Origin of the sequence: Segatella buccae ATCC 33574, from assembly GCF_000184945.1 — a bacterium.
Lineage (GTDB): Bacteria > Bacteroidota > Bacteroidia > Bacteroidales > Bacteroidaceae > Prevotella > Prevotella buccae.
On sequence record NZ_GL586311.1, the window covers coordinates 3,193,674 to 3,216,053 of the forward strand.

General features: G+C 56.8%; 18 protein-coding genes. 8 read left to right on the top strand and 10 right to left on the bottom strand.

What is annotated here, in order from left to right; all coding sequences use genetic code 11:
- Window positions 1-20: 20 nt before the first annotated feature.
- From porE to HMPREF6485_RS12730, 9 genes are all read right to left on the bottom strand, one after another.
- Window positions 21-2,075, bottom strand: coding sequence for a PorE family type IX secretion system protein (gene porE, locus HMPREF6485_RS12690; protein WP_044126461.1), 2,055 nt, complete (start codon window positions 2,073-2,075; stop codon window positions 21-23).
- A gap of 536 nt (window positions 2,076-2,611) precedes the next feature.
- Window positions 2,612-3,787: a DegT/DnrJ/EryC1/StrS family aminotransferase gene (locus HMPREF6485_RS12695; protein WP_248622327.1), complete on the bottom strand. Its 1,176-nt coding sequence runs from the start codon at window positions 3,785-3,787 to the stop codon at window positions 2,612-2,614.
- Window positions 3,788-3,806: 19 nt separating this feature from the next.
- Complete coding sequence (locus HMPREF6485_RS12700; RefSeq protein ID WP_004342541.1) at window positions 3,807-4,751, bottom strand: GNAT family N-acetyltransferase; 945 nt, start codon at window positions 4,749-4,751, stop codon at window positions 3,807-3,809.
- Window positions 4,739-5,152: a sugar 3,4-ketoisomerase gene (locus HMPREF6485_RS12705; RefSeq protein ID WP_004347015.1), complete on the bottom strand. Its 414-nt coding sequence runs from the start codon at window positions 5,150-5,152 to the stop codon at window positions 4,739-4,741. Before HMPREF6485_RS12705 ends, HMPREF6485_RS12700 begins: the two co-directional genes overlap by 13 nt.
- Entirely contained in the window at window positions 5,139-6,320 is a 1,182-nt protein-coding gene (gene purT, locus HMPREF6485_RS12710) for a formate-dependent phosphoribosylglycinamide formyltransferase (protein ID WP_004347017.1), read from the bottom strand. Before purT ends, HMPREF6485_RS12705 begins: the two co-directional genes overlap by 14 nt.
- Before the next feature lie 188 nt (window positions 6,321-6,508).
- Window positions 6,509-7,672: a dTDP-glucose 4,6-dehydratase gene (rfbB, locus tag HMPREF6485_RS12715; RefSeq protein WP_004347018.1), complete on the bottom strand. Its 1,164-nt coding sequence runs from the start codon at window positions 7,670-7,672 to the stop codon at window positions 6,509-6,511.
- Window positions 7,673-7,827: 155 nt separating this feature from the next.
- Complete coding sequence (locus HMPREF6485_RS12720) at window positions 7,828-8,328, bottom strand: metallophosphoesterase family protein (protein WP_004347020.1); 501 nt, start codon at window positions 8,326-8,328, stop codon at window positions 7,828-7,830.
- 13 nt (window positions 8,329-8,341) lie between these two features.
- Entirely contained in the window at window positions 8,342-8,986 is a 645-nt protein-coding gene (locus HMPREF6485_RS12725; protein WP_004347021.1) for a cytidylate kinase-like family protein, read from the bottom strand.
- Window positions 8,958-10,346: an MATE family efflux transporter gene (locus tag HMPREF6485_RS12730; RefSeq protein ID WP_004347023.1), complete on the bottom strand. Its 1,389-nt coding sequence runs from the start codon at window positions 10,344-10,346 to the stop codon at window positions 8,958-8,960. The genes HMPREF6485_RS12725 and HMPREF6485_RS12730 overlap by 29 nt, the downstream gene beginning before the upstream one ends.
- Before the next feature lie 1,204 nt (window positions 10,347-11,550).
- Between HMPREF6485_RS12730 and HMPREF6485_RS12740 the strand changes: the two genes are divergently transcribed.
- The 7 genes from HMPREF6485_RS12740 (at window position 11,551) to hcp (ending at window position 19,076) form a co-directional block, all read left to right on the top strand.
- Window positions 11,551-12,981, top strand: a complete 1,431-nt coding sequence (locus tag HMPREF6485_RS12740) for a S8 family serine peptidase (RefSeq protein ID WP_044126132.1) — start codon at window positions 11,551-11,553, stop codon at window positions 12,979-12,981.
- Window positions 12,978-14,285, top strand: a complete 1,308-nt coding sequence (gene xseA, locus HMPREF6485_RS12745; protein ID WP_004347031.1) for an exodeoxyribonuclease VII large subunit — start codon at window positions 12,978-12,980, stop codon at window positions 14,283-14,285. The genes HMPREF6485_RS12740 and xseA overlap by 4 nt, the downstream gene beginning before the upstream one ends.
- A 5-nt stretch (window positions 14,286-14,290) precedes the next feature.
- Window positions 14,291-14,476: an exodeoxyribonuclease VII small subunit gene (xseB, locus tag HMPREF6485_RS12750; RefSeq protein ID WP_004347033.1), complete on the top strand. Its 186-nt coding sequence runs from the start codon at window positions 14,291-14,293 to the stop codon at window positions 14,474-14,476.
- Between the two features lie 126 nt (window positions 14,477-14,602).
- Window positions 14,603-15,619 carry a branched-chain amino acid aminotransferase gene (locus HMPREF6485_RS12755; protein ID WP_004347035.1) on the top strand — a complete coding sequence of 339 codons (1,017 nt, stop codon included), beginning with the start codon at window positions 14,603-14,605 and terminating at the stop codon, window positions 15,617-15,619.
- A gap of 89 nt (window positions 15,620-15,708) precedes the next feature.
- On the top strand, window positions 15,709-16,329 hold the full coding sequence (locus HMPREF6485_RS12760) for a DUF975 family protein (protein ID WP_044126135.1): 621 nt from the start codon (window positions 15,709-15,711) through the stop codon (window positions 16,327-16,329).
- Between the two features lie 184 nt (window positions 16,330-16,513).
- Window positions 16,514-17,284 (top strand): tRNA (guanosine(46)-N7)-methyltransferase TrmB, encoded by a 771-nt coding sequence (trmB, locus tag HMPREF6485_RS12765; protein WP_004343717.1) that lies wholly within the window; start codon window positions 16,514-16,516, stop codon window positions 17,282-17,284.
- A gap of 136 nt (window positions 17,285-17,420) precedes the next feature.
- Window positions 17,421-19,076: a hydroxylamine reductase gene (hcp, locus tag HMPREF6485_RS12770; RefSeq protein WP_004347043.1), complete on the top strand. Its 1,656-nt coding sequence runs from the start codon at window positions 17,421-17,423 to the stop codon at window positions 19,074-19,076.
- Window positions 19,077-19,388: 312 nt separating this feature from the next.
- On the opposite strand, the gene ispE is transcribed toward hcp, so the two are convergent.
- Entirely contained in the window at window positions 19,389-20,228 is an 840-nt protein-coding gene (gene ispE / locus HMPREF6485_RS12775; protein WP_004347047.1) for a 4-(cytidine 5'-diphospho)-2-C-methyl-D-erythritol kinase, read from the bottom strand.
- A 221-nt stretch (window positions 20,229-20,449) separates the two neighbouring features.
- On the opposite strand from ispE, the gene dnaB reads away from it, so the two are divergent.
- Window positions 20,450-21,964 (top strand): replicative DNA helicase, encoded by a 1,515-nt coding sequence (gene dnaB, locus HMPREF6485_RS12780; RefSeq protein WP_004347050.1) that lies wholly within the window; start codon window positions 20,450-20,452, stop codon window positions 21,962-21,964.
- Window positions 21,965-22,380 lie beyond the last annotated feature (416 nt).

The window sequence follows — 22,380 nt, forward strand, 5'->3', positions numbered from 1 at the left end:
AAGTTGATAGCTGTTAAGTTTCACTCTATCCATATTTCTGAGCCCGTGTCCCGCGAGGCACTCCCCTCCTTCGGAGGGGCCGGGGGAGGCTTCAACTGCCCCTTCTCGTCAAACATGCCATACGTGGTGCGCAACACGGTGAACTCCGTGCGGCGGTTCAGTTGGTTGCATACCTCCTGTTTCCCGGCATCCAAATGGTGGATAAAATCTTCCGTGAGCACATCGCCTTCCTTCAGCCACGGATATTTGGCCGCCACCTTGCGGCGTATGGTCTTGGGCCGCTCCTTGCCATAGCCCACGGGCGTGAGCCGGTCGCGGGCGATGCCATGCCCCACGAGATAGGCCACCACCGCCTCGGCGCGCCGCTGCGAGAGCCGCTTGTTATACTCCATGCTTCCCTTGTAGTCGCAATGGGCACTCAGTTCGATGGTCACATTGGGATTCTCGTTGAGCAGTTTTACCAGTTCGTCGAGTGCTTTCGTACTCTCGGGCGTGAGATTGGCCTTGTCAAACTCATAGAAGATATTATCTATCAACACCGGCGCCGTGATCGAGGCCAGCGGAAATTGCAGCACATGCTCTTTGCTCTCGTCCGTGGACTTCACGCCCAGTTCTTCGCGGTGGTTGAGAAAGCCCTTACACGAGGCCATGAACAGATAGTCCACGCCCGGCTTCACCACCTCCTCAAACGAACCGTCGCCTTTCACGCCCACCTTTCTGTTGGTGCCGTCGCTGCCCACGATATAGACCTGTGCCGCAGGCAGTTCGTAGCCTTCCATCTCGTAGACCCACCCTTTTACCGTCTGCACGATTTCGGGATTGTCAAACGAGTAGATGTGGTCGAAGCCCCGTCCGTCTCTGCGGTTGGAGGAGAAAAAGCCGCGGTTGTGCGGCCCTTCGAACGTCATGCCGAAATCGTCACCCTCGGAATTGAGCGGATAGCCCGGGTGGGATAGCCGGTAGCGACGAGTCTGCGGGTCTGCTGAAGCGATAAAGATATCCAGTCCGCCCATGCCCGGATGTCCGTCCGACGAGAAGTAGAGGTCGCCATTGGGGCGGAAGGTGGGAAACTCCTCGTTGCCCGGCGTGTTCACCGGTTCGCCCAGATTCTCCACGCCTCCCAGTCCTGCCGCCGTGATGCGCACGCGCCAGATGTCCAGTCCGCCCATGCCGCCCGGCATGTCGCTCGTGAAGTAGAGCCACTGCCCGTCGGGCGAGATGGCCGGATGGGCAAAACTTGAGAGTGTGTCGCGGGTGATTTCGAGCAGCGCAGCCTTGCCCCATGCCGCGTCCGCGCGCGGTGACACTACGATCTGTGCATATCGCGGAGCCGAAGGCGAGGTGGTGCAGCGGGTGAGATACATGTCGCGGCCGTCGGTGCTGAAGCAGCAGGCCCCTTCGTCGTAGTCGGTGTTCAGCCCCGAGACTATCGGTTCGGGCTTCATCCACCGTCCCTTGTCATCTTTCCGCGCCACGAAGATGTCACCCGCCTTGGTGCCCGTGATGCCACTCAAGTCGTCGCCACGCGCCTCATTGCGGGTGGAGGTGAAATAGAGTTGTTCGTACTCGTCGCCGAAGAGCATGGGCGAGTAGTCTGCCCTCCGCGAATTGAAGGCATCGGCCCGTTTCACGGTGTAGCGGCTGCCCTCCTTCTTCCATTGCGGAGCCATGCGCGCAGAACGTAAAGCGTTGCGTGCAAGCACATTATCAGGCATCGAATCTACCAACACTTCCAGCTCCCGTCCCGCCTGTTTATAGTCGCCGTTTTTCAGCAGTAACCGCGCGTAGGCCAACCGGTCGTCGAGCGAAACCTGTCCGTAGCGTATGGCGTTGCGGTAGGCGGCGACGGCCTTGGGCGTGGAGTTGATTTTGCCATAGCAGTAGGCCATCTTCAAGGCCCGCTTCCCCCGGTTCTCGCGCTCCTTGGGCGGTGTCTTGGAATAGGCCTGCTTAAACTGTGCGGCGGCATCATAGTATTCGCCCAAGGCGAGGTGTTGCTCGCCTTTCTTCAAGTTGCGCTCGATGCCGCATGAGGTGAAAAGGGAGATGAGAAGGAGGGGGATAATCAGCCTCACCCCCGCCCCCTCTCCGGGGGAGAGGGGAGTGATGTGCCTATAGACATTGTTTATATTTATATTCAAATTTATAATGATAAAACGGAGCTTCGGGCGGGATATTGTGTAGAGGGAAAAGAAAGCCTTACTGTAGGTGATAACAGCCTCACCCCCTGCCCTTCTCCGAGGGGAGAGGGGAGTGATATACCCATAAAGAACAGGATATTTACTCATAAATAACAGGATGATGAGTCGGTCATCCAAGTCTCATCAGAATGGTGCGGAGCCGTTGCACGTGTCGTGCATGGCTATTGCCCGCCTTGTGCAAAGCCTATGCGCGGATGGCGCAAAGGCTTTGAACAAAACTGAAGGGGTTTTGGATGAAATCAAAAGGCAGGGTAATGACTGTCACGGATGGGCTGAGGGCGGTTATGGATGGCCTCAATAAAAAACACGGACAGGCTCAAGCGGCATAAAAGCAAGCGGAAGAAACGGGAGAAACGCCATCAAAAACTTGTTGGTGAATGAAACTTCCCAACAAGCTGTGTGTCATTACTTTATTTCTCATGTCCGCTCCACACGTTTATAGGCACATCACTCCGCTCTCCCCTCGGAGAGGGATCGGAGGTGAGGCTACCCTCCCACCCATTCAGTGCCTCGACAACTGCCATCACCTCCTCGCTGCTCATGGTCTGGTTGCAGGGGATGCTGAGTTCCGTCCGGTGTATCTCCTCGGTCACGGGATAGCTCCGGTCGTTCCACTCCCGATAGCACTCCTGCTTGTGCGGAGGGATGGGGTAGTGGATCATGGTGCCGATGCCCTGCGCCTGCAACCACTGTTGCAGGCGGTCGCGGTGGTGGCAGAAGACGGGGAAAATGTGATACACGTTGTCGGCCCGGTGGTCTTCCGGCAGACGGATATGCCCGTTACAGATGTGCTCCTCGTAGTATTTCGCTATCGTTTTGCGCCGGCTGTTCTCCTCGTCCAGATAGTTGAGTTTGACGGAAAGCACAGCCGCTTGCAGTTCGTCCATGCGGCTGTTCACCCCCTTGTAGGGGAACACATATTTCCGACTGCTGCCATAGTTGGCCAAGGCACGGACGGCGGCGGCCAATTCCCCGTCGGCTGTGGTCACGGCTCCGGCATCGCCCAGTGCCCCAAGGTTCTTGCCCGGGTAGAAACTGTGGGCTGCTGCGTCGCCGAGTGCCCCTGTGTGCCGCCCCCGATGAGTGCATCCGTGGGCCTGTGCGTTGTCTTCTATCAACTTCAGACAGTGGCGTTTACAAAGTTCCCCTATAGTTTCGGTATAGGCGCAACGCCCGTAGAGATGCACCAGCAGCACGGCCTTGGTGCGCTCCGTGATGCTGTCGGCTATCAGCCGGTCGTCTATTTGCAATGTCCGGATGTCGGGTTCCACCAGCACGGGCTTCAGTCCGCACTCCGTGATGGACAGGATGCTGGCGATGTAGGTGTTGGCCGGAACGATGATTTCGTCGCCCTCGTGCAGGAAGCCCGACTCCTTATAGGCCCGGAAAATGAGTGAGAGAGCGTCGAGGCCGTTGCCGCAGGCGATGCAATGGGGCGTACCGATGTAGCGCGCGTAGGCCGTCTCGAAGGCTTCCACGCGCCCTCCTTGCAGATAGCGGCCGCTCTCCACGGTAGCCGCCACGGCCTCCTGAATCTCGCGGAGGTGGCAGGCAGTGACTTTTTTCAGTGACAGATATTCTATCATTGTGTTTTCTCCTTGGTTTTCAGGGGTTCCACTCATACCAGTCGTAGCACACGCCGCGACCGCCGAACCCCTCTTTTTGGAAGATGAGGTTGCGGTTGAGATAGTGTCCACAGTCTTCGGTGGACTTGCCGAAATCGAAGTAACGATGGCCCACGGCGGCCTCCTCGATGAGTCGGGAGAAGAGCAGGTCGAGCGCGTGCAGCCTTTTTCCCTCGGGCGAGGCGGAGATGTATTGCACGTGGACGGTTTCCCCACACAAGAACAGTAACGCACCGGCCAGCACATTGTCCTCTTGGAAGGCCATGTAGAGGCGGATGCGGTCGGGGAAGCGGGCTTTCAGAAGCCGTAGTTCCGGTGCCGAATGGACGGGGCTGACATTGTATTTGTGGTGCAGATTGTCGTTGAGAATGTTCCAAAAGGTGTCGGTGTCGTCGCCTTCGGCAATGGTGATGCCGTGCTGTTCCATGGCCTTGCGGGCCCCCGTGCGGCGCAGGGTGGAGAGGCGCAGGCGGTTGTCGAGGCGCACGACCGATGCGATGTCGCGGGCCGCGAGCCGGGCATGGCACACGTTGGCGAGGGCATAGAGGTCTTCCTCGGCCGGGCGGCGGTGGTAAATCCATGGGATGGCCTTGTAAACCACACGCCCGATGCCCCATTCCCGCAACCTGCCATTGAGGAGCGCGAAGAGGTCGCACACGCCGCCGGCGGTGGCTTTCTCGTCGGTGAGCAGTCCGCCGTAGGTGAGTCCGCCGTGGGAGCAGAGGGTGCCGTCGGCCATGCGGTTGGCCGGAAGGAGGGCATAGAGGCGGTTTTTGTGATACACCATGAGCGAGAAGTCCTCAAAGCGGTCGGCATGGTAGTCCATGTAGCGGCGGTCGAGGAGGAACGTGCCCTGCCGTGAGCGGGCCGTGAAATCGTTCCACGCAGCCTCATCGGCGGGGGTGTATCGCTTTATTTCAAACATTTCAGATATTCCGTGTAGTCGTCGTATTCGCGTATGTAGTCTTCCTCCTCAAACCTTTCGGAGGCGAGCACCAGACATACGGCTCCCGAGGAGAAGTCGTCGAGTGTGCGCCAAATGCCCGTCCCCACATACAGACCTTGGTAGGGGTGGTTCAAATGGAAAGTCCTGCGCTCGCGACCGTCGTCCAGCGTGACATCGAACGAACCGCTCACGGCTACGATAAACTCCTCGCAGCAGCGGTGGGCATGGCCGCCCCGGCTTTCGCCCGAGGGCACGTCGTAGGTCCAGTAGACGCGCTTCACCTCGAAGGGCACGTCTTTCAACCCCTCGGCCACGGTGAGATTGCCCCGCGGGTCGACGATCTTGGGCAGGTCGATGATATATCCTTTAGAACTTTGCATACGGGTCTGTTCCCAAGACAGTTTTGGCCAGCCGCTTCGTTTTGTCACGCAGGGCATCCATGTCGGCCCCGAGGTCGTCGTAGCAGAGGGCCACGCCCATGCGCCGACCCACGTGGGCCTCGGGCTTGCCGAAGATGCGCAGCCGCGTGCGGTCTTCCCGGAGAGCCTCTTCGAGATGGTAGTCGAGCGGGCCTGCCGACTCCACCGGCGAGAGGATGACAGCCGAGCAGCCGCAATGCTCCAGTCGGATGGCCGGGATGGGCAGGCCGAGGAAGGCACGCAGATGGAGCTCAAACTCGCTCAGATTGGTGGTGTGGGCGAGCGTCACCATGCCCGTGTCGTGCGGGCGCGGACTCAGTTCGGAGAAGATGACTTCTCCCTGCCGGGAGAGAAAAAACTCCACGCCCCACAGCCCGCAGCCCGTGAGGGCCTCCGTCACCTTGCGGGCCATGTCTTCGGCGGCCTTCAGCGCCTCGTCGGGGAGGCGGAAGGGTTGCCAGCTCTCGCGGTAGTCGCCACCTTTCTGTATGTGGCCGATGGGCGGACAGAAGAGGGTGGGGCCCTGCTTTTGGGTCACGGTGAGCAGGGTAAACTCACTGTCGAAGTCGATGAATTCCTCGATGATGATCTCTTTCACATCGCCCCGGCTGCCCTCCATCGCATCGCGGAAAGCCTGTTCCAGTTCGCCGTCGCTATGCACGTAGCTCTGTCCGTGGCCCGACGAGCTCATCAGCGGCTTCACCACGCAGGGGAAACCTATCTCGTCGGCCGCCTTGCGGAACTCGTCGAAGGTCTTGGCGTAGAAGTATTTGGCCGTGCGAAGCCCCAGTTCCTTGGCGGCGAGGTCGCGGATGGCCCGCCGGTTCATCGTGTAGTTGACCGCCCGGGCACTCGGCACCACCTGTATGCCGGCCTTCTCGAAGTCGAACAGCCGCTCGGTGCGTATGGCTTCAATCTCGGGCACGATGATGTCGGGCCGATGCTTGCGCACCACAGCCTCAAGCGCATCGCCGTCGAGCATGGAGAAAACCTCCCGTTCGTCGGCCACCTGCATGGCCGGTGCGTTGTCGTAGCGGTCGCAGGCCACCACATAGAGGCCCTTGCGCTTGGCCGCAATCACGAGTTCCTTGCCCAGTTCGCCCGAGCCCAATAAGAGAATTTTTTTCATTGTAGTGGTTGGTTGTTAGGAGATGTGGTTAGGAGTTAAAGGGAGTTAAGGAGTTAAAGGGAGTTAAGACAACAGCTCTTCACTGACTTTTTTATCATTTTAGAAGTTAAGCCGTCAGCCTCTTGGCTATAAGGCATACGTCTTAACTCCCTTTAACTCCTTAACTCCCTTTAACTCCTCAAACATCATCATATCTCCCCATGCTTGCTGTCGGCATACATCATGTCGTAGTATTTCTGATAGTCGCCCGATGTCACCTCCTTGATCCACTGCTGGTTGTCAAGGTTCCATTTGATGGTCTTCACGATGCCGTCGGCAAACTTGGTCTCGGGATACCAGCCCAGTTCGTCCTTGATCTTCGTCGGGTCGATGGCATAACGTTGGTCGTGGCCCAAGCGGTCGGCCACGTGGGTGATGAGGCTGTCGTTGATCCAGTCAATGCGTATGTCGCCGTGGTCGTCAAGCACCTGCTTCTTGAGCACCTTGCGCAGCTCCTTGTCGCCGGCCATCATGTCGTGTATGGTCTTGATGGTGAGCTTCACGATGTCGATGTTCCTCATCTCGTTGTGTCCTCCCACGTTGTACACTTCCCCTTCGCGGCCCTCGCGCACCACCATGTCGATGGCCTTGCAGTGGTCTTCCACATAGAGCCAGTCGCGCACGTTGGTGCCCTCGCCGTAGACGGGCAGCCGTTTGCCCTCAAGAATGTTGTTGATGATGAGCGGAATGAGCTTCTCGGGGAAGTGGTAGGGCCCGTAGTTGTTGGAGCATCGGGTGATGCTCACGGGCATGTGGTAGGTGTCGCGGTAGGCCATGACAAAGAGGTCGGCACTCGTTTTCGAAGCCGAATAGGGACTGTGCGGACAGAGCGGAGTCTGCTCGGTGAAGTAGCCTTCGGCCCCCAGACTGCCATACACCTCGTCGGTGGACACCTGATGGTAGCGTTTGCCGGCCTTCCATGTGGGGTATCCCTGCGCGTCCTTGCCCGTGACCCAAGCCCGTCGGGCAGCGTCGAGGAGGTTTTGCGTGCCGAGGATGTTCACGCTCAGGAAGAGTTGCGGGTCTTCGATGGAGCGGTCTACATGGCTCTCGGCGGCAAAGTTCACCACATAGTCGATGTCGTGCTCGGCAAAGAGGCGGTCGGCCAGTTCGCGGTCGCGTATGTCCCCCTTCACGAACAGGCAGCGGCGGTCGTCGATGTCGTCCTTGATGGTGCCGAGATTGCCGGCGTAGGTGAGTGCGTCGAGAACGATCACCTTGATGTCTTCGTCCCGGTATTTCTTGTAAAGCAGGTATTTGATGTAGTTGGAACCGATGAAACCTGCGGCACCGGTCACTAAGTAAGTTTTCATACGGATATGTTTTTTTATTATTATTTTATTTTAGAAATAAAAGGTGGCGGCGGGAGTCGGCATCCGTTTCGCCCGTCAGGAGTCAAAGGCAACGGTCTCGTTGCTTGGGTGTGTTGACAGCTTTCCCCCTCCTTGCCTTGCATCCGGAAGTGCCTCTACGCGTTCCTTTTCAATATGATAACTTCACAATCGGTGAATTTATTGCCCTCGATGGTCAGTCTCACGAGACTTCTGTCCTTCTGCCAGCCCTGCAGTCCGGCTGCCCCGGGATTGATGTGGAGCAATCCGAGTGCTTTGTCGGACATCACTTTGAGTATGTGCGAGTGCCCCGAGATGAAGAGATTGGGCGGCGAGGCATAGATCATGTTGCGTATCGACGGGTCATACTTGCCCGGATAGCCGCCGATGTGCTTCATCAGCACATCCACATCCTCGCATTTGAAGCGCAGCGTCTCCCGGTAGCGGCTGCGCAGGTCGTATCCGTCGCAGTTGCCCCACACGGCCCTGAACCTCGGGCGCATGGCCTCGAAGCGGTCGGCCAGTTCGATGCTGCCGATGTCGCCGGCGTGCCATATCTCGTCACACTCGCCCAGATGTTCCTCGTAGCGGTCGTCCCAATAGCTGTGGGTGTCGCTGATGATGCCTATTGTCTTCATGCGTGCCTTGTGCCTATATTGTCGTTTTCGGGGTCATGCCGAAGCGCCGTCTGATGAAATCGGCCACAAACACGCCCGTCTCTTCCACTCCCAGCACCGACGAGTCGATGCACAGGTCGTAGCTCTCGCTGTGTCCCCAGCGCTTGCCCGTGTAGTAGTTGTAGAAGGCCGCGCGTTCCTCCTCCTTCTCCTTGATGAATTTCCGCGCCGCGGCCCGGTCAATGCCCTGCCGCTTGCACACGCGCTGTATGCGCCGGTCGATGTGGGCCGTGACGAAGATGTTGACCACATTCTGCCGGTCGCGCAGGATGTAGTCGGCCGCCCTCCCCACAAACACGCAGCTGCCCTCGTCGGCCGCCTTGCCGATGGCTTCGCTCTGAAACAGGAAAAGACTCTCCTGCGAGAGGTCGTTCTTATAGAAATTGTTGTCGCTCACAAACGGTATGTGGGTGTGGAACAGCGAGCGGAGGAATCCCCGCTGCTCGTCGTGCTGCTCGAAAAACTTCTCCGAGAAGCCGCTCTCCTTGGCCGCGAGGTTGAGTATTTCCTTGTCGTAGAACCGGCAGCCGAACTCCTCGGCCAGCTGTCGGGCGATGATATGCCCGCCGCTGCCTATCTGTCTTCCGATGTTAATGATGAGGTTCTTCTTGTCTTCCATAGGTCAACGCTTTATGTTGTTTCTTGAATTTGCGCATATACACCGCCATCACCCACGCCGCCAGCAGCGCCGAGAGGAAGTCGCTCACGGGCATGGCATACCACACGCCGTCGATGCCGAACACCTCGGGCAGCACGGCGAGCAGCGGCAGCAACAGCAGCAACTGGCGCGAGAGACTGAGCAGGATGCTGATCTTCACCTTGCCGATGCTCTGGAAGAAGTTGGTCACCACCATCTGGTAGCCGATGATGGGGAATACCAGCATGAGAATGCGTATGGCCTTGATGGCCAGCCGGATGAGTGTGGCGTCGGTGGTGAAGAGGCGGGCGCAGTAGTAGGGCAGCAGCATGGCGATGAGCCAGCCGGCGGTCATAATCACCGTGGCAAAGACGATGCCGAGCTTCAGCACCCCCATCGTGCGGTCGAGCTTCTGTGCCCCGTAGTTGTAGCCCACGATGGGTTGCATGCCTTGGTTGATGCCCATGACGAGCATCACGAACATGAACCCCATGCGGTTGGAAATGCCGTAGGCACCCACGTCCAAGTCGCCCCCGAAGTGTACCAGCTGCTGGTTGATGAATATCACCACCACGCAGGCACACACGTTCATGGCAAACGGCGAGATGCCTATGCCGATGATGTTTTTCACCAGTTCGGCCCTCAGCCCGTAGATGCCGCGCTTCAGGTGCAGCAGCTGCCGCTTGTCGCTGAACAGCCACATCTGCCACGCCAGCGCCATCATCTGTGCCAGAATGGTGGCATAGGCCGCCCCGCGGATGCCCCATCCGAAGACCATGATGAAGAGATAGTCGAGCAGGGTGTTCATCACCACCGTGAAGATGGTGGCATACATCGCCTGTCGCGGTTTGCTCGCCGCCCTCAGCACGGCGTTCATGCCGAAGTAGGTGTGCGAAAACACGTTGCCCGCCAGAATGATTTCCATGTAGTCGCGGGCGTAGGGCAACGTGGCGTCACTCGCCCCGAAAAACCGCAGGATGGGGCTCAGAAAGAGCAGCGTGAGCAGCGTGAAGCCGATGCCGATTATCAGGTTCAGCGTCAAGGTGTTGCCAAGGATGTTTTCGGCCGTCTGATAGTCTTTCTGTCCGAGCTTCACGGAGATGAAGGTCGAGGCCCCCACGCCCACTGCAGCGCCGAACGCACTGGCCAGATTCATGAACGGGAACGTGATGGCCAGTCCCGAGATGGCCAGCGGACCCACCCCCTGACCGATGAAAATGCTGTCTACGATGTTATAGAGCGAGGCTGCCGTCATGGCCACAATGGCCGGCGTGGCATACTGCACGAGCAGCTTGCCCACCGGTTTGGTGCCCAGTTCGAGAGTCGCCTTTTTGTTGTCCATAGTGCAAAGGTAAGAAAAAATCTTGATACATAGTTTTATTTAAAATTGAAAAATTCAAAGATTCAAAAATTCAAAGATTTAATTAAGGACAAGAAGTCGGGAAATTGAAGATTGGAAAAATCCAAAGATTCAGGAATTTAAAGATTTAAAAGAACGGAAAATCAAAAGATGAATCTGCCGTTTGCTTTCCGTCTTTCTTCCCCCTTCCGCCGTCCCGGGAATGTCAAACTATTTGTCCGTTTTCGCGCCTTGTGCTTGCGATATTTTCCGGCGATGCTTCCGCGGCTGCGCACACGCGCATTTCAGCGAAGTTTCCAACCCTCTGACATTCAACGGATTGACTTTTCTTGACATTACCGGAAGGCTTGACGAGATTGTCAAACGGGCCGAACGGGCGGCTGAAAGAGGCCCTTTGAACGGGTCTCTCCGGCTCTTTGGCACTGTCGCTCGGCCTGTTTGGGCGCGTGAGTGTGGCCCTTTGATATGGGCGGTTGGTCTTTATGGGCCGGTGGCAGTGGTTTTCCGGTCTTTTCCGGTCGCTACCTCGTGCTGGTTGAAGCGTTCCAGATGAAAGCTTTTTGTCAAGAAAAAGTAGCGTTTGGCGATTTGAAACACAGTGTGAGCCGGCCCGCGGGCAGCGTGAAAGCGGGCGGTCGTGGAGTGGTGGGGCATAAAAACGAAACAGCCTCGGAATCACTTCCAAGGCTGCATCTATCTATTCTGATACATTTATTTGCAGAAAGATGAGCGACTCTTTCGCTCTTTTGTTATCCTCAATCTTTTGTTACCTTAACTAAAGCCTATCGTCTGAAACAAATCTTTAAACCTAATAACTAAAAACCTAAATGTACTTATTACTAACCTAAACAATCTTATTATAACCTCAAATCTGTCCTATTGATGATGTAAAGTTACGCTTTGTGTACGAACACACCAAACTTTTCCTGCAAAATCTGCCTCTTTTTAAGCTATTTTTGATATAGATCATCTCCCTTAAACGAATTTTTACTGCACAGCATGTGGAAGTAACACTTTTTACAGATTGCCGGAGCTGCCGTGCCCCCGCCACCCTCGCGGTTTCCGGCACGCAGAAGCGCAGCGTAGGGGGAGAGCGCGAGAAAAGAATTATTTTCGTTAATCTGCCGATTTTCTGCTGATGTTACAGCGAATTGTCGTATCTTTGCAGGAAGTGAAAAGAACAGACATGAAAAGAGATATAATCGGGAAAATCATCGTGGCGGTGGGCCTGTTGCTCTGGGCGGCAGCACTTCCGGCACGGCAGGCCGACGGTGCCGGAAAGATTTCCTATCCCGGAGGGCGATGCCGGCTCTATCGTGTCAACCTTGCCGACAAGCAGGGCTGCCCGTTCTCGCTGGCAAGGCCGGAGGAATTTCTCTCGCCGCGCGCGGTGGAACGGCGCAGGTGGCAGCGGCTGGTGGTCGACTCGACCGACCTTCCGGTGTCGCCCGTCTATGTGCAGGCTGTGAGGGAACGGGGGCTCGATGTGGTGGGCCGGAGCAAGTGGAACAACACACTGCTCGTGCGCGTGGCATCGGAGAAGCAGTTGGCCCGGCTCAAGGAGCTGCCTTTCGTGGTGCGGATGACCAAGGTGTTCACCGCCCCCGACTCGGTGGACAAGCGCGTGCGCTCGTCGTTTCACAAGGAGTTTAACAAGTGGGACAGTTCCACAGCCGACGAATACGGCAGCACCCGCGAGCAGATAGACAACCTCAACGGCCGTCGGCTGCACACCGCCGGTTTCCGAGGCGAGGGCAAGATGATAGCCGTGCTCGACGGGGGCTTCATGAACACCGATCGCATACCCGCCCTGCACGAGGTCAAGATAGCCGGGTGTGCCGACTTTGTGGTGCCCCGGTCGGGCAACATGTTTCAAGAGATGGAGCACGGCACGATGGTGCTCTCGGTGCTGGCGGCCCGGGTTCCACATTATTATATAGGTACGGCTCCGGAGGCCACCTACGTGCTCGTGCGTTGCGAGGACGAGCAGACGGAGAGTCTGGCCGAAGAAGACTACTGGGCCGCAGCCGTGGAATATGCCGACTCGCTGGGCGCGGATGTCATCAACAGTTCGCTGGGCTACCACGGATTCGACGACCGTTCCACCGACCACACCTACGCCCAGCTCGACGGCGAACAGTCGTTCATCTCACACACGGCCTCGATGCTTGCCGGCAAGGGCATCGTGCTAGTCAACAGCGCGGGCAACGACGGCATGGGCACGTGGAAGAAAATCAACTGCCCGGCCGATGCCCGGGACATCCTGACCGTCGGTTCCATCAGTCCCAACGGGGTGAATGCCCCCTTCAGTGCCGTAGGGCCCACGGCCGACGGGCGCGTGAAACCCGACGTGATGGCCTTTGGCAGTCCCACTTCTGTCATCACCGGGCGCGGTTCCATCATCAACGACATCGGCACGTCGTTCTCCGCCCCGCTCATAGCCGGCATGGTGGCCTGTCTGTGGCAGGCTTTGCCCGACAAGACGGCCCTGGAGATAGAAGACCTCGTGCGCCGTTCGGCCCACAACTATGCCCACCCCGACAACGTGTACGGCTACGGGCTGCCCGACTTCTGGAGTGCTTACGTGAACGGACGGGGGGAGAAAACGAAAAAATGAGTGCCATGAAGAAACCTCTGTCGCTATACGAACTGAACGCGCTGGTCAGGGAGACCATCGAGGTGGACATGCCGGACAGCTACTGGGTGCAGGCCGAACTGTCGGATGTGCGCGAAAGCTACGGCCACTGCTACATGGAACTCATACAGAAAGACGAGGCCTCGCGCACCCCGATAGCCCGGGCACGGGCCAACTGCTGGCGCAACCGCTGGATGCTCATACGCCCGGCATTCGAGCGGCTCACGGGCCAAGGGCTGCGCTCGGGCATGAAAGTGATGTTGCAGGTGCACGCGCAGTTTCACGAAAACTTCGGCTTCTCATGGATAGTCGACGACATCGACGCCACCTACACGATGGGCGACATGGCCCGCCGCCGGCAGGAAATCATTGCCCGGCTGAGGGCCGAGGGCGTGTTCGACCTGCAAAAGGAACTCCGGCTCCCGCTCTTCACGCAGCGCGTGGCCGTGGTGTCGAGCGCGTCGGCTGCCGGCTATGGCGATTTCGCCGACCAGTTGGCCGCCAACGACTACGGCTTCTGCTTCCACACCGAACTTTTTGCCGCCACCATGCAGGGCGAACAGGTGGAGCAGAGCGTCATCGCTGCGCTCGATGCCATCAACGCACGGGCCGGAGAGTTTGACGTGGTGGTCATCATCCGTGGCGGCGGGGCCACCAGCGACCTTTCCGGTTTCGACACCTTGGCACTGGCCGAGAATGTGGCCAACTTCCCCCTGCCCGTGATCACGGGCATCGGACACGAGCGCGACGAGAGCGTGCTCGATATGGTGGCCCACACGCGGGTGAAGACTCCCACGGCCGCGGCAGCCTTTCTGGTGGCGCGGTTGGCCGATGTGGAAGCCCGCATCGATGGTGCCGGGGAGCGCATGGTGCGCGTGGTGCGCCTCCGGATGGAGCGGGAGCGTATGCGGATAGACAAGCTGGCATCGGCCATTCCCCTGCAATTCTCACTCGTCAGGAGCCGCGGAGAGGCCCGGCTCAATGTCTTGCAAAGCCGGTTGGTGCAGTTGGTGGACAACCGGTTGGAGCGTGCCGCCCACCGGCTGCAGCTCGTCGGGCGCGACCTTCAGCCACTCTTGGAGCGCCGTTTGCAGACCGAGACCCACCGGCTGGCCCTGCTCGGGCAACGCGTGGAGGCCCTCAATCCCGACCGCCTGCTCCGCCGGGGCTACAGCATCACGCTGCACGAGGGCAGGGTGGTGCGCGACCCGCGGCAACTCTCGGCGGGCGACATGATCGAGACGCGGCTGGAGAAGGGCATTTTGAAATCGAGAATAGAATCTTAGCATATATGGAAAAGAATGTGAAATATGAGGAGGCCGTGCACCGACTGGAGGAAATCGTGGCCAAGATGGAAAACGACGAGTATGACATTGACGAACTGGCAGCCAACCTCAAGACTGCCCAGCAGCTCATCAAGCTCTGCCGCGACAAACTCACCAAGACCGATGCCGAAATCAAGAAACTCTTGCCGTGAGGGGAGAAGGGCCCGAAGGTTCATCGCGAATAATTGCGCAAGAAGGGCAAAAAAGTGCGAAAAATGTTGCAAAAATGCTTTAAAATACTTACTTTTGCAAGCATATTCGATTAAAATATTTTGATTATGAAGAATTTAGACTGGGCTAATCTGTCGTTCGGATACATGCCGACCGACTACAATGTGCGCTGCTACTATCGCGACGGCAAGTGGGGTGAAGTGGAAGTTTGCTCCGATGAGTATCTCAAACTGCATATCGCCGCCACGAGTTTGCACTACGGACAGGAAGCCTTCGAGGGACTGAAGGCCTATCGCTGCGCCGACGGCAAAGTGCGCGTGTTCCGCGTCGAAGACAATGCGGCACGCCTGCAGAGCACCTGCCGAGGCATCCTGATGCCCGAAGTGCCCACAGACCTGTTTGTGGAGATGGTGAAGAAGGTGGTGCGCCTCAATCAGGAGTGGATTCCGCCCTACGAGAGCGGTGCCACGCTCTATGTGCGTCCGCTGCTCATCGGCACCAGTGCGCAGGTGGGCGTACACCCGGCCACGGAATATCTCTTTATGATTTTCGTCACCCCCGTAGGCCCTTACTTCAAGGGAGGGTTCTCCAGCAACCCCTACGTCATCATACGCGACTTCGACCGCTCGGCACCGCTCGGCACGGGCATGTACAAGGTGGGCGGCAACTATGCGGCCAGCCTGCGCGCCAATGACATCGCCCACAGGAAGGGATATGCCTGCGAGTTCTACCTCGACGCGAAGGAAAAGAAATACATGGACGAGTGCGGGGCAGCCAACTTCTTCGGTATCAAGAACAACACCTACGTCACTCCGAAGTCGACCTCTATCCTCCCGTCCATCACCAACAAGAGTCTCATGCAGTTGGCCGAGGACTTGGGCATGAAGGTGGAGCGCCGGCAGATTCCCGAGGAGGAACTGGCCACATTCGAGGAAGCCGGAGCCTGCGGCACAGCGGCTGTCATCAGCCCCATCTCCTACATCGACGACCTCGACACGGGAGCACACTACGACTTCGGGGCAGAGCCCGGTCCGATGTCGCGCAAACTCTATGACACGCTCCGCGGCATCCAATACGGCACTGTGGAAGACAAGCACGGTTGGACCACCGTCGTCATCGAATAAACCGCCCATGCCGTTGTCCCATCGCCAAGATGAGGCAACGGCATCTTGTTTTGATTCATTTATTTTCAAACTTTATAATCATTAAAACTATGGATTCAATTTCCGCTTACAAAAATCGCGCCTTGGCCTCATTGGACAAGGGCTGGAGCACACCCGTCATCTGTACCTTGATTTATTATATCATCACTTTTGTCGTGGCCGGCGTCATGGGCAACAAAGACTCGTCCGTGGTGCGGCAGACTGTCGGTTTCCTGTTCTATTTGGGCCTCATTCCCCTCGGTTGGTCATTGCAAGTGCTCTTCCTTGAGTATGTCCGCGAAGGCCGCACGCAGGTGAACTCGCTCTTCCTCGGATTCAAGAAGCCGTGGCTGCCCAAGAGTTTCCTTATTCCGTTTCTCGTGGGTATCTACACCGTACTTTGGACACTGCTGCTCATCATCCCCGGTATCATCAAGGCCTACTCCTACGCCATGGCCCCTTACGTATTCAAGGACAATCCCGAAATAAGTTGCGACGATGCCATCAAGGAGAGTATGCGCCTCATGGACGGCCACAAGCTGCAACTCTTCCTGCTCGACCTGAGCTTCATCGGTTGGGTTATTCTTGCCTCTCTCACCCTCGGCATCGGCTTCCTCTGGCTTGTTCCCTATTGGCAGACCACCCGTGTACACTTCTATGAGGACCTGAAGAAGGAGATGCCGGCAGCCTGACGGTACTTCCTGCTGTGTAATAACGGATGGGTGACGATGCCCATCTGGAAAGATAGTGATGCCCCCTTGACGGATTCGTACCGTCAAGGGAGTATTATCGTCTATGGAGAAACACAACAAAAGGGGGCTAAAAGTTGCGTATTTCACACTTAACTCGTACCTTTGCAGCAAAAGAAACAGAACGATGGGCAAAGGAAAATTAGCTAAGTTTGCAGAGATGGAGACATTCAAGAATGTCTTTCAATATCCTTTTTCGGTGATTGACAACGTGCCGTTTGAGATGAAAGGCCGTTGGCGCGAAGATTATTTCCACAACGACAATCCCATTGTGCTCGAACTGGGATGCGGCAAGGGGGAATATGCCGTGGAGTTGGCACGCCTCTATCCCGACAAGAATTTTATCGGGGTGGACATCAAGGGAGCCCGTATGTGGACAGGAGCCAAACAGGCTCTGGAGGCCGGTCTGGGAAATGTGGCCTTCCTGCGCACCAACATCGAGATCATCGACCGCTTCTTCGCTCCCGACGAAGTGCAGGAGATATGGCTCACCTTCTCCGACCCGCAGATGAAAAACCCGCGCAAGCGTCTCACATCCACCTATTTTATGAACCGTTACCGCCGTTTTCTGACAGACGGAGGATTAGTTCATCTCAAGACCGACTCCAACTTCCTGTTCACCTACACCACTTACATGGCCGGCGAGAACAGCCTGCCTGTGGCTTTCCGCACCGAAGACCTCTACCATGAGGAAGGCCTCGACGAGGAGACGCGCCGCCTGCTCGCCATCCAGACCTACTACGAGTCTATGTGGATAGAGCGCGGTCTCAACATCCGCTACATGCGCTTCGCCTTGCCTCATGCAGGCGAGCTGCATGAGCCTGATGTCGAAATTCCGCTCGACGAGTACCGCTCCTACCACCGCTCCAAGCGTACGCCGAAAGAGACGGGGAAGTGAAAGAGAAGCGAAGCCGGGGGCGAAGCTTTTATTTAATGAATATTAACGCCTGCGTGTAACATTTGTTACCGCAGGCGTTTTCGGTTTTGTCTAATTTTGCCGTCGAATTATACAAACAACAAGAATTACGACGAACATGGAGAATCAAATGTTTTGTTTTCAGTGTCAGGAAACAGCCAAGGGAACGGGTTGCACCGTTCGCGGCGTGTGTGGTAAACTGCCCGAGACCTCTCGTTGGCAAGATTTGTTGCTAAGCGTGGTGCGCGGCGTGGGTACAATAGGCCATGCGCTCAGCGAAGCCGGTGTGGCTTACGATAAAGTGCCGGTGGGCGACATGATTGTGGATGCCCTTTTCACCACCATCACCAATGCCAACTTCGATGACAGTGCCATCCTCGAAAAGGTGGATCGTGCCATTGCCATCAAGAAGCAGCTGCTGCTCATAGCCAAGGACAAGGGCGTGAGTCTGCCCGACTATCAGGAGGTGAAGTGGGGAGGCGAGAAGGCCGACTATCGGGCCGAGGGCGACCGCGAAAGTATCTTGCGCAACGAAGATGCCGACCTGCGCTCGCTCAAGGAGCTCACCGTGCTCGGCCTGAAGGGTATGGCCGCCTACTATGAGCACGCTTCCCATCTCAACCAGCGCAACGAGGCCATCATCGACTTCATGATGAAGGCCCTCGGCATCATCAGCGACCCATCGGCCGACATGGACACGCTGCTCGCCACGGTTCTTGAAACAGGCAAGTTTGGCGTGGATGCCATGGCCCTGCTCGACAAGGCCAACACCACTGCCTACGGCAATCCCGAACTCACACGGGTGAACATCGGCGTGGGCAAGAATCCCGGCATCCTCATCTCCGGCCACGACCTGCGCGACATCGAACAACTGCTCCAACAGACCGAGGACACCGGCATCGACGTATACACCCACAGCGAAATGTTGCCGGCGCACTACTATCCGCAGTTGAAGAAATACAAGCACCTCGTGGGCAACTACGGCAACGCTTGGTGGAAGCAGAAGGAGGAGTTTGCCAGCTTCAATGGCCCCATCGTGTTCACCACCAACTGCATCGTGCCCCCGTCTCCATCGGCCAATTATAAGGACCGTGTGTTCACCACCAATGCCTCCGGCTATCCCGGTTGGAAGCACCTCAAGGCCGATGCCAACGGGCGGGTGGACTTCTCCGAGGTGATAGAGCTGGCCAAGACCTGCGAGGCTCCCACCGAGATTGAGCAGGGAGAGATAGTGGGCGGTTTCGCCCATGCGCAAGTGTTCGCTCTGGCCGATCAGGTGGTGGAGGCCGTGAAGAGCGGTGCCATCAAGAAGTTTGTCGTGATGAGCGGTTGCGACGGGCGCATGAAAGACCGCAACTACTACACCGACTTTGCCAAGGCTCTGCCCAAAGACACGGTGATTCTCACCAGCGGTTGTGCCAAATACAAATACAACAAGCTCAATTTGGGCGACATCAACGGCATCCCCCGCGTGCTCGACGCCGGCCAGTGCAACGACTCCTACAGTTGGGCAGTGGTGGCCCTGAAGTTGAAAGAGATTTTCGGTGCGGCCGACATCAACGACCTGCCCATCTTCTTCAATATCGCTTGGTATGAGCAGAAGGCCGTCATCGTGCTTCTCGCCTTGCTCCACCTCGGGGTGAAGAACATCCACATCGGTCCCACGCTCCCCGCATTTGTGTCGGAAGGCGTGCTGAAAGTGCTCGTTGAGAACTTCGGACTGGGCACCAATGCCACCGTAGAGGAAGACATCAAGAACTATGTGCTCGCCTAATAGGCCGGCTGTCGGAAATTCAGATTAGTCAATCGTTTCCAAATCTTTATAAGAACAGGATTAGATTCCGGGGTGCGCCAAGTTGTTGGCGCACCCTTTTTGCATTATAGACGAAGGCGGAGATTGTCCGGTGTTTTCGTCATCGGCTTGTATTCCTGCGAAAAGAAATAGCTTCACAGAAAAATTCGCATCATTCGGGGCATTCGCCGAAAGAAATGATAAATGTCGGCGAATGCTCCGAATGATGCGAATTGCAGGAGCCTTTTACCTTTTTAATTCTTGAATCTTTGAATCTTTTAATTTTTGAATTTTTCAAAGTTCCATCACCGCCGTGTAAAGCCCCGGGAAAGCTGTGGCGATGTTGTGCGGCTCCTGCTTGAAGATGCCGAAGAGGGCACTGCCGCTGCCACTCATCTGCGCATAGACCGCCCCAAGGTCGTAGAGCCGTCGCTTGATGTCGGCCAGCATGGGGTGCATGGCGAAGATGGGCTTCTCGAAATCGTTGGTGAGTTCATCCCGCCACGTGGCGATGGGCTGCCGGCAGATGTCGCGGCAACATTTGGCCGGTTGTGCCGGCGTAATGCGGCTGTAGGCCTCGGCCGTGCTCACGGCAATGTCGGGCTTCACCACTGCCAGCCTGTAGCCCCCGAGATTGCCCTTGGGGCCGTCAACCGGAGCAAGGATTTCGCCGATGCCCGTGGCGTAGGAGGGCATGGCTGTGATGAAAAACGGGCAGTCGGCCCCCAGACGGGCGGCGTATCGCTCCATCTCGGCGATGCCGATGTTGAGCCGGAAACGCTCGTCAAGCAACCTGATCATATAGGCACCGTCGCTCGAACCTCCCCCTAAGCCGGCTTGCGAGGGTATGCGCTTCACGAGATGGGCATGGACACGCGGCAGCGAGAAGTCGGCAGCCAACAGATTGTAGGCCTTCACCACCAAGTTTTTTTGCTCGTCGCAGTCCACGGCGTTACCCGTCACCTTGAGATCGCAGTCCACCTCGCTGGGAAACCTTTCGTCCATGCGCCTGATTTCGAGCGCGTCGCAGAGTGGGATAGGGTAGAACACCGTTTCTATGTTGTGATAGCCGTCAGGCCGCCGGCCCACGATATTGAGGCCGAGATTGATTTTGGCATTGGGGAATGTAATCATAATCAAAGTTGTTTATTCTTGTGCAAAAATAGCAAATTATCGAGAAATAAGGTATGTCGTCTCCTCGTTTTTTTTACATTTCATGACAACATTGAACCATATATAACCCAAATGGCCGGATACGCTTGGTGCAGTTGAATGTTTTGTCAGGTCAAATCCATTATCATGTTTTTCCGTATCTCACATTTTTATCGTAACTTTGTCCCGACAATTCAAACGACATGCCTGAAAATAAATCAAACAAGACGGGGCGGCGGCGTGCGCAGACCCCGATAGACAACACCTACGGGCATCTGCCCCCGCAGGCTCCCGACATCGAGCAACTGGTGATCGGAGCACTCATGGTGGACAAGGATGCCTTTTCGGTGGTGGCGGAGATACTGCACCCGGAGACGTTTTATGATCCCCGCAACCAGAAGATATACGAGGCCATCCAAGCCATGAACATGGAGGAGAGGCCGGTGGACATCATGACCGTCATCGAAGAACTCAAGCGGCAGGGCACCTTCGAGAGTGTGGGCGGTGCGCCCTACGTGCTCGACATCAGTCAGCATGTGGCCTCGTCGGCCCATGTGGAATATCATGCGCAGATATTGGCGCAGAAGTTCCTTGCCCGTCAGCTCATCCATTTTGCCGGTGAGATAGAGACCAATGCCTACGACGAGACAGTGGATGTGGAGGAACTGATGCAGCACGCCGAGGGTGCGCTCTTCGAACTCTCTCAGAAGAACATGCGGCAAGACTACACGCAGATAGACCCCGTGATAGCCGAAGCGGAGCGAATACTTATGGCTGCGACCAAGAACAAGGGGGGACTGACCGGTGTGCCGAGCGGATTCACCGGGCTGGACGACATCACGAGCGGGTGGCAGGCTTCCGACCTTGTGATCATTGCCGGCCGACCGGCCATGGGTAAGACCTCGTTTGCGCTGAGCATCGCCAAGAACATCGCCGTGGACTACCGCGAACCCATCGCCTTCTTCTCGCTCGAAATGAACAACGTGCAGTTGGTGAACCGTTTGATTTCCAACGTGTGCGAGATTTCGGGACACAAGATACTCAGCGGTCAGCTCGAACCTCACGAGTGGGAACGCTTCGACAAAAACCTGCGCAAACTCACGGGAGCACCCATCTATGTGGACGACACGCCGGGTCTCTCGGTGTTTGAGCTGCGGACGAAGGCCCGCCGACTGGTGAGGGAAAAAGGGGTGAAAATCATCATGATAGACTATTTGCAGCTGATGAACGCCAGCGGTATGCGTTTCGGCAACCGACAGGAGGAGGTGTCCACCATCTCCCGCTCGCTCAAGGGGCTGGCCAAGGAGCTCAACATCCCTATCTTGGCATTGAGCCAGCTCAACCGAACGGTGGAAAACCGTGAGGGCATCGACGGCAAGCGGCCGCAGCTGAGTGACCTCCGCGAGTCGGGAGCCATCGAGCAGGATGCCGACATGGTGCTCTTCGTTCACCGCCCCGAGTATTATCACATCTATGACGACGGCAAGGGCAACGACCTCCACGGCATGGCCCAAATCATCATAGCCAAACACCGTAAGGGTGCCACGGGCGATGTGTTGCTCAACTTCCGCGGAGAGTTCACCCGCTTCCAGAACCCCGAAGACAATTCCATCGCTCCCATGCCGGGCGGTGGCGGTGAAATCATCGGCAGCAAAATCAATGGCGATGATCCCTTCGGTGACCTGCCGCCTGCGCCCGATGCCGATTTTCTGAGATGATGACTTTGGCCGCTCAGGCGGTGCTTAACGGGAGAGGCATCCGGATAGATGACTGTCAAACTATTTATTCGTTTTCGGCCTCTGTGCTTGCAATATTTGCAACCGACGGCCCGTTGGCGTAAATACGCGATTTTGGCGGCTTTTTCAAAACGCTGATATTCAACCACTTGAATTTTATTGACACGATATTAGGCCCGAAAATAGGGCTGAAAGAGCCCAAACGGGCTTGCAAAATGGCCACAGTTGCACGGCAACTGTGGCCATTTTGGCTTTCAACTGTGGCTCTTTTGCAAGCTCGATGGGCCCGAATGAGGAAATCTGTGGGCTTTTCCGACGGTTTAAGGCAGGTTTTTCGCTCTGGTTGGAGAGTTTTTACAGAGGTGCTTTTGTTGATATTATTCGTCACAGACCGATGC

Excerpts from the sequence above, each read along its gene's own strand:
- HMPREF6485_RS12695 (WP_248622327.1), bottom strand. The coding sequence starts at position 3,787 with ATGATAGAATATCTGTCACTGAAAAAAGTCACTGCCTGCCACCTCCGC.
- HMPREF6485_RS12700 (WP_004342541.1), bottom strand. The coding sequence starts at position 4,751 with ATGTTTGAAATAAAGCGATACACCCCCGCCGATGAGGCTGCGTGGAAC.
- HMPREF6485_RS12705 (WP_004347015.1), bottom strand. The coding sequence starts at position 5,152 with ATGCAAAGTTCTAAAGGATATATCATCGACCTGCCCAAGATCGTCGAC.
- purT (WP_004347017.1), bottom strand. The coding sequence starts at position 6,320 with ATGAAAAAAATTCTCTTATTGGGCTCGGGCGAACTGGGCAAGGAACTC.
- rfbB (WP_004347018.1), bottom strand. The coding sequence starts at position 7,672 with ATGAAAACTTACTTAGTGACCGGTGCCGCAGGTTTCATCGGTTCCAAC.
- HMPREF6485_RS12720 (WP_004347020.1), bottom strand. The coding sequence starts at position 8,328 with ATGAAGACAATAGGCATCATCAGCGACACCCACAGCTATTGGGACGAC.
- HMPREF6485_RS12725 (WP_004347021.1), bottom strand. The coding sequence starts at position 8,986 with ATGGAAGACAAGAAGAACCTCATCATTAACATCGGAAGACAGATAGGC.
- HMPREF6485_RS12730 (WP_004347023.1), bottom strand. The coding sequence starts at position 10,346 with ATGGACAACAAAAAGGCGACTCTCGAACTGGGCACCAAACCGGTGGGC.
- HMPREF6485_RS12740 (WP_044126132.1), top strand. The coding sequence starts at position 11,551 with ATGAAAAGAGATATAATCGGGAAAATCATCGTGGCGGTGGGCCTGTTG.
- xseA (WP_004347031.1), top strand. The coding sequence starts at position 12,978 with ATGAGTGCCATGAAGAAACCTCTGTCGCTATACGAACTGAACGCGCTG.
- xseB (WP_004347033.1), top strand. The coding sequence starts at position 14,291 with ATGGAAAAGAATGTGAAATATGAGGAGGCCGTGCACCGACTGGAGGAA.
- HMPREF6485_RS12755 (WP_004347035.1), top strand. The coding sequence starts at position 14,603 with ATGAAGAATTTAGACTGGGCTAATCTGTCGTTCGGATACATGCCGACC.
- HMPREF6485_RS12760 (WP_044126135.1), top strand. The coding sequence starts at position 15,709 with ATGGATTCAATTTCCGCTTACAAAAATCGCGCCTTGGCCTCATTGGAC.
- trmB (WP_004343717.1), top strand. The coding sequence starts at position 16,514 with ATGGGCAAAGGAAAATTAGCTAAGTTTGCAGAGATGGAGACATTCAAG.
- hcp (WP_004347043.1), top strand. The coding sequence starts at position 17,421 with ATGGAGAATCAAATGTTTTGTTTTCAGTGTCAGGAAACAGCCAAGGGA.
- ispE (WP_004347047.1), bottom strand. The coding sequence starts at position 20,228 with ATGATTACATTCCCCAATGCCAAAATCAATCTCGGCCTCAATATCGTG.
- dnaB (WP_004347050.1), top strand. The coding sequence starts at position 20,450 with ATGCCTGAAAATAAATCAAACAAGACGGGGCGGCGGCGTGCGCAGACC.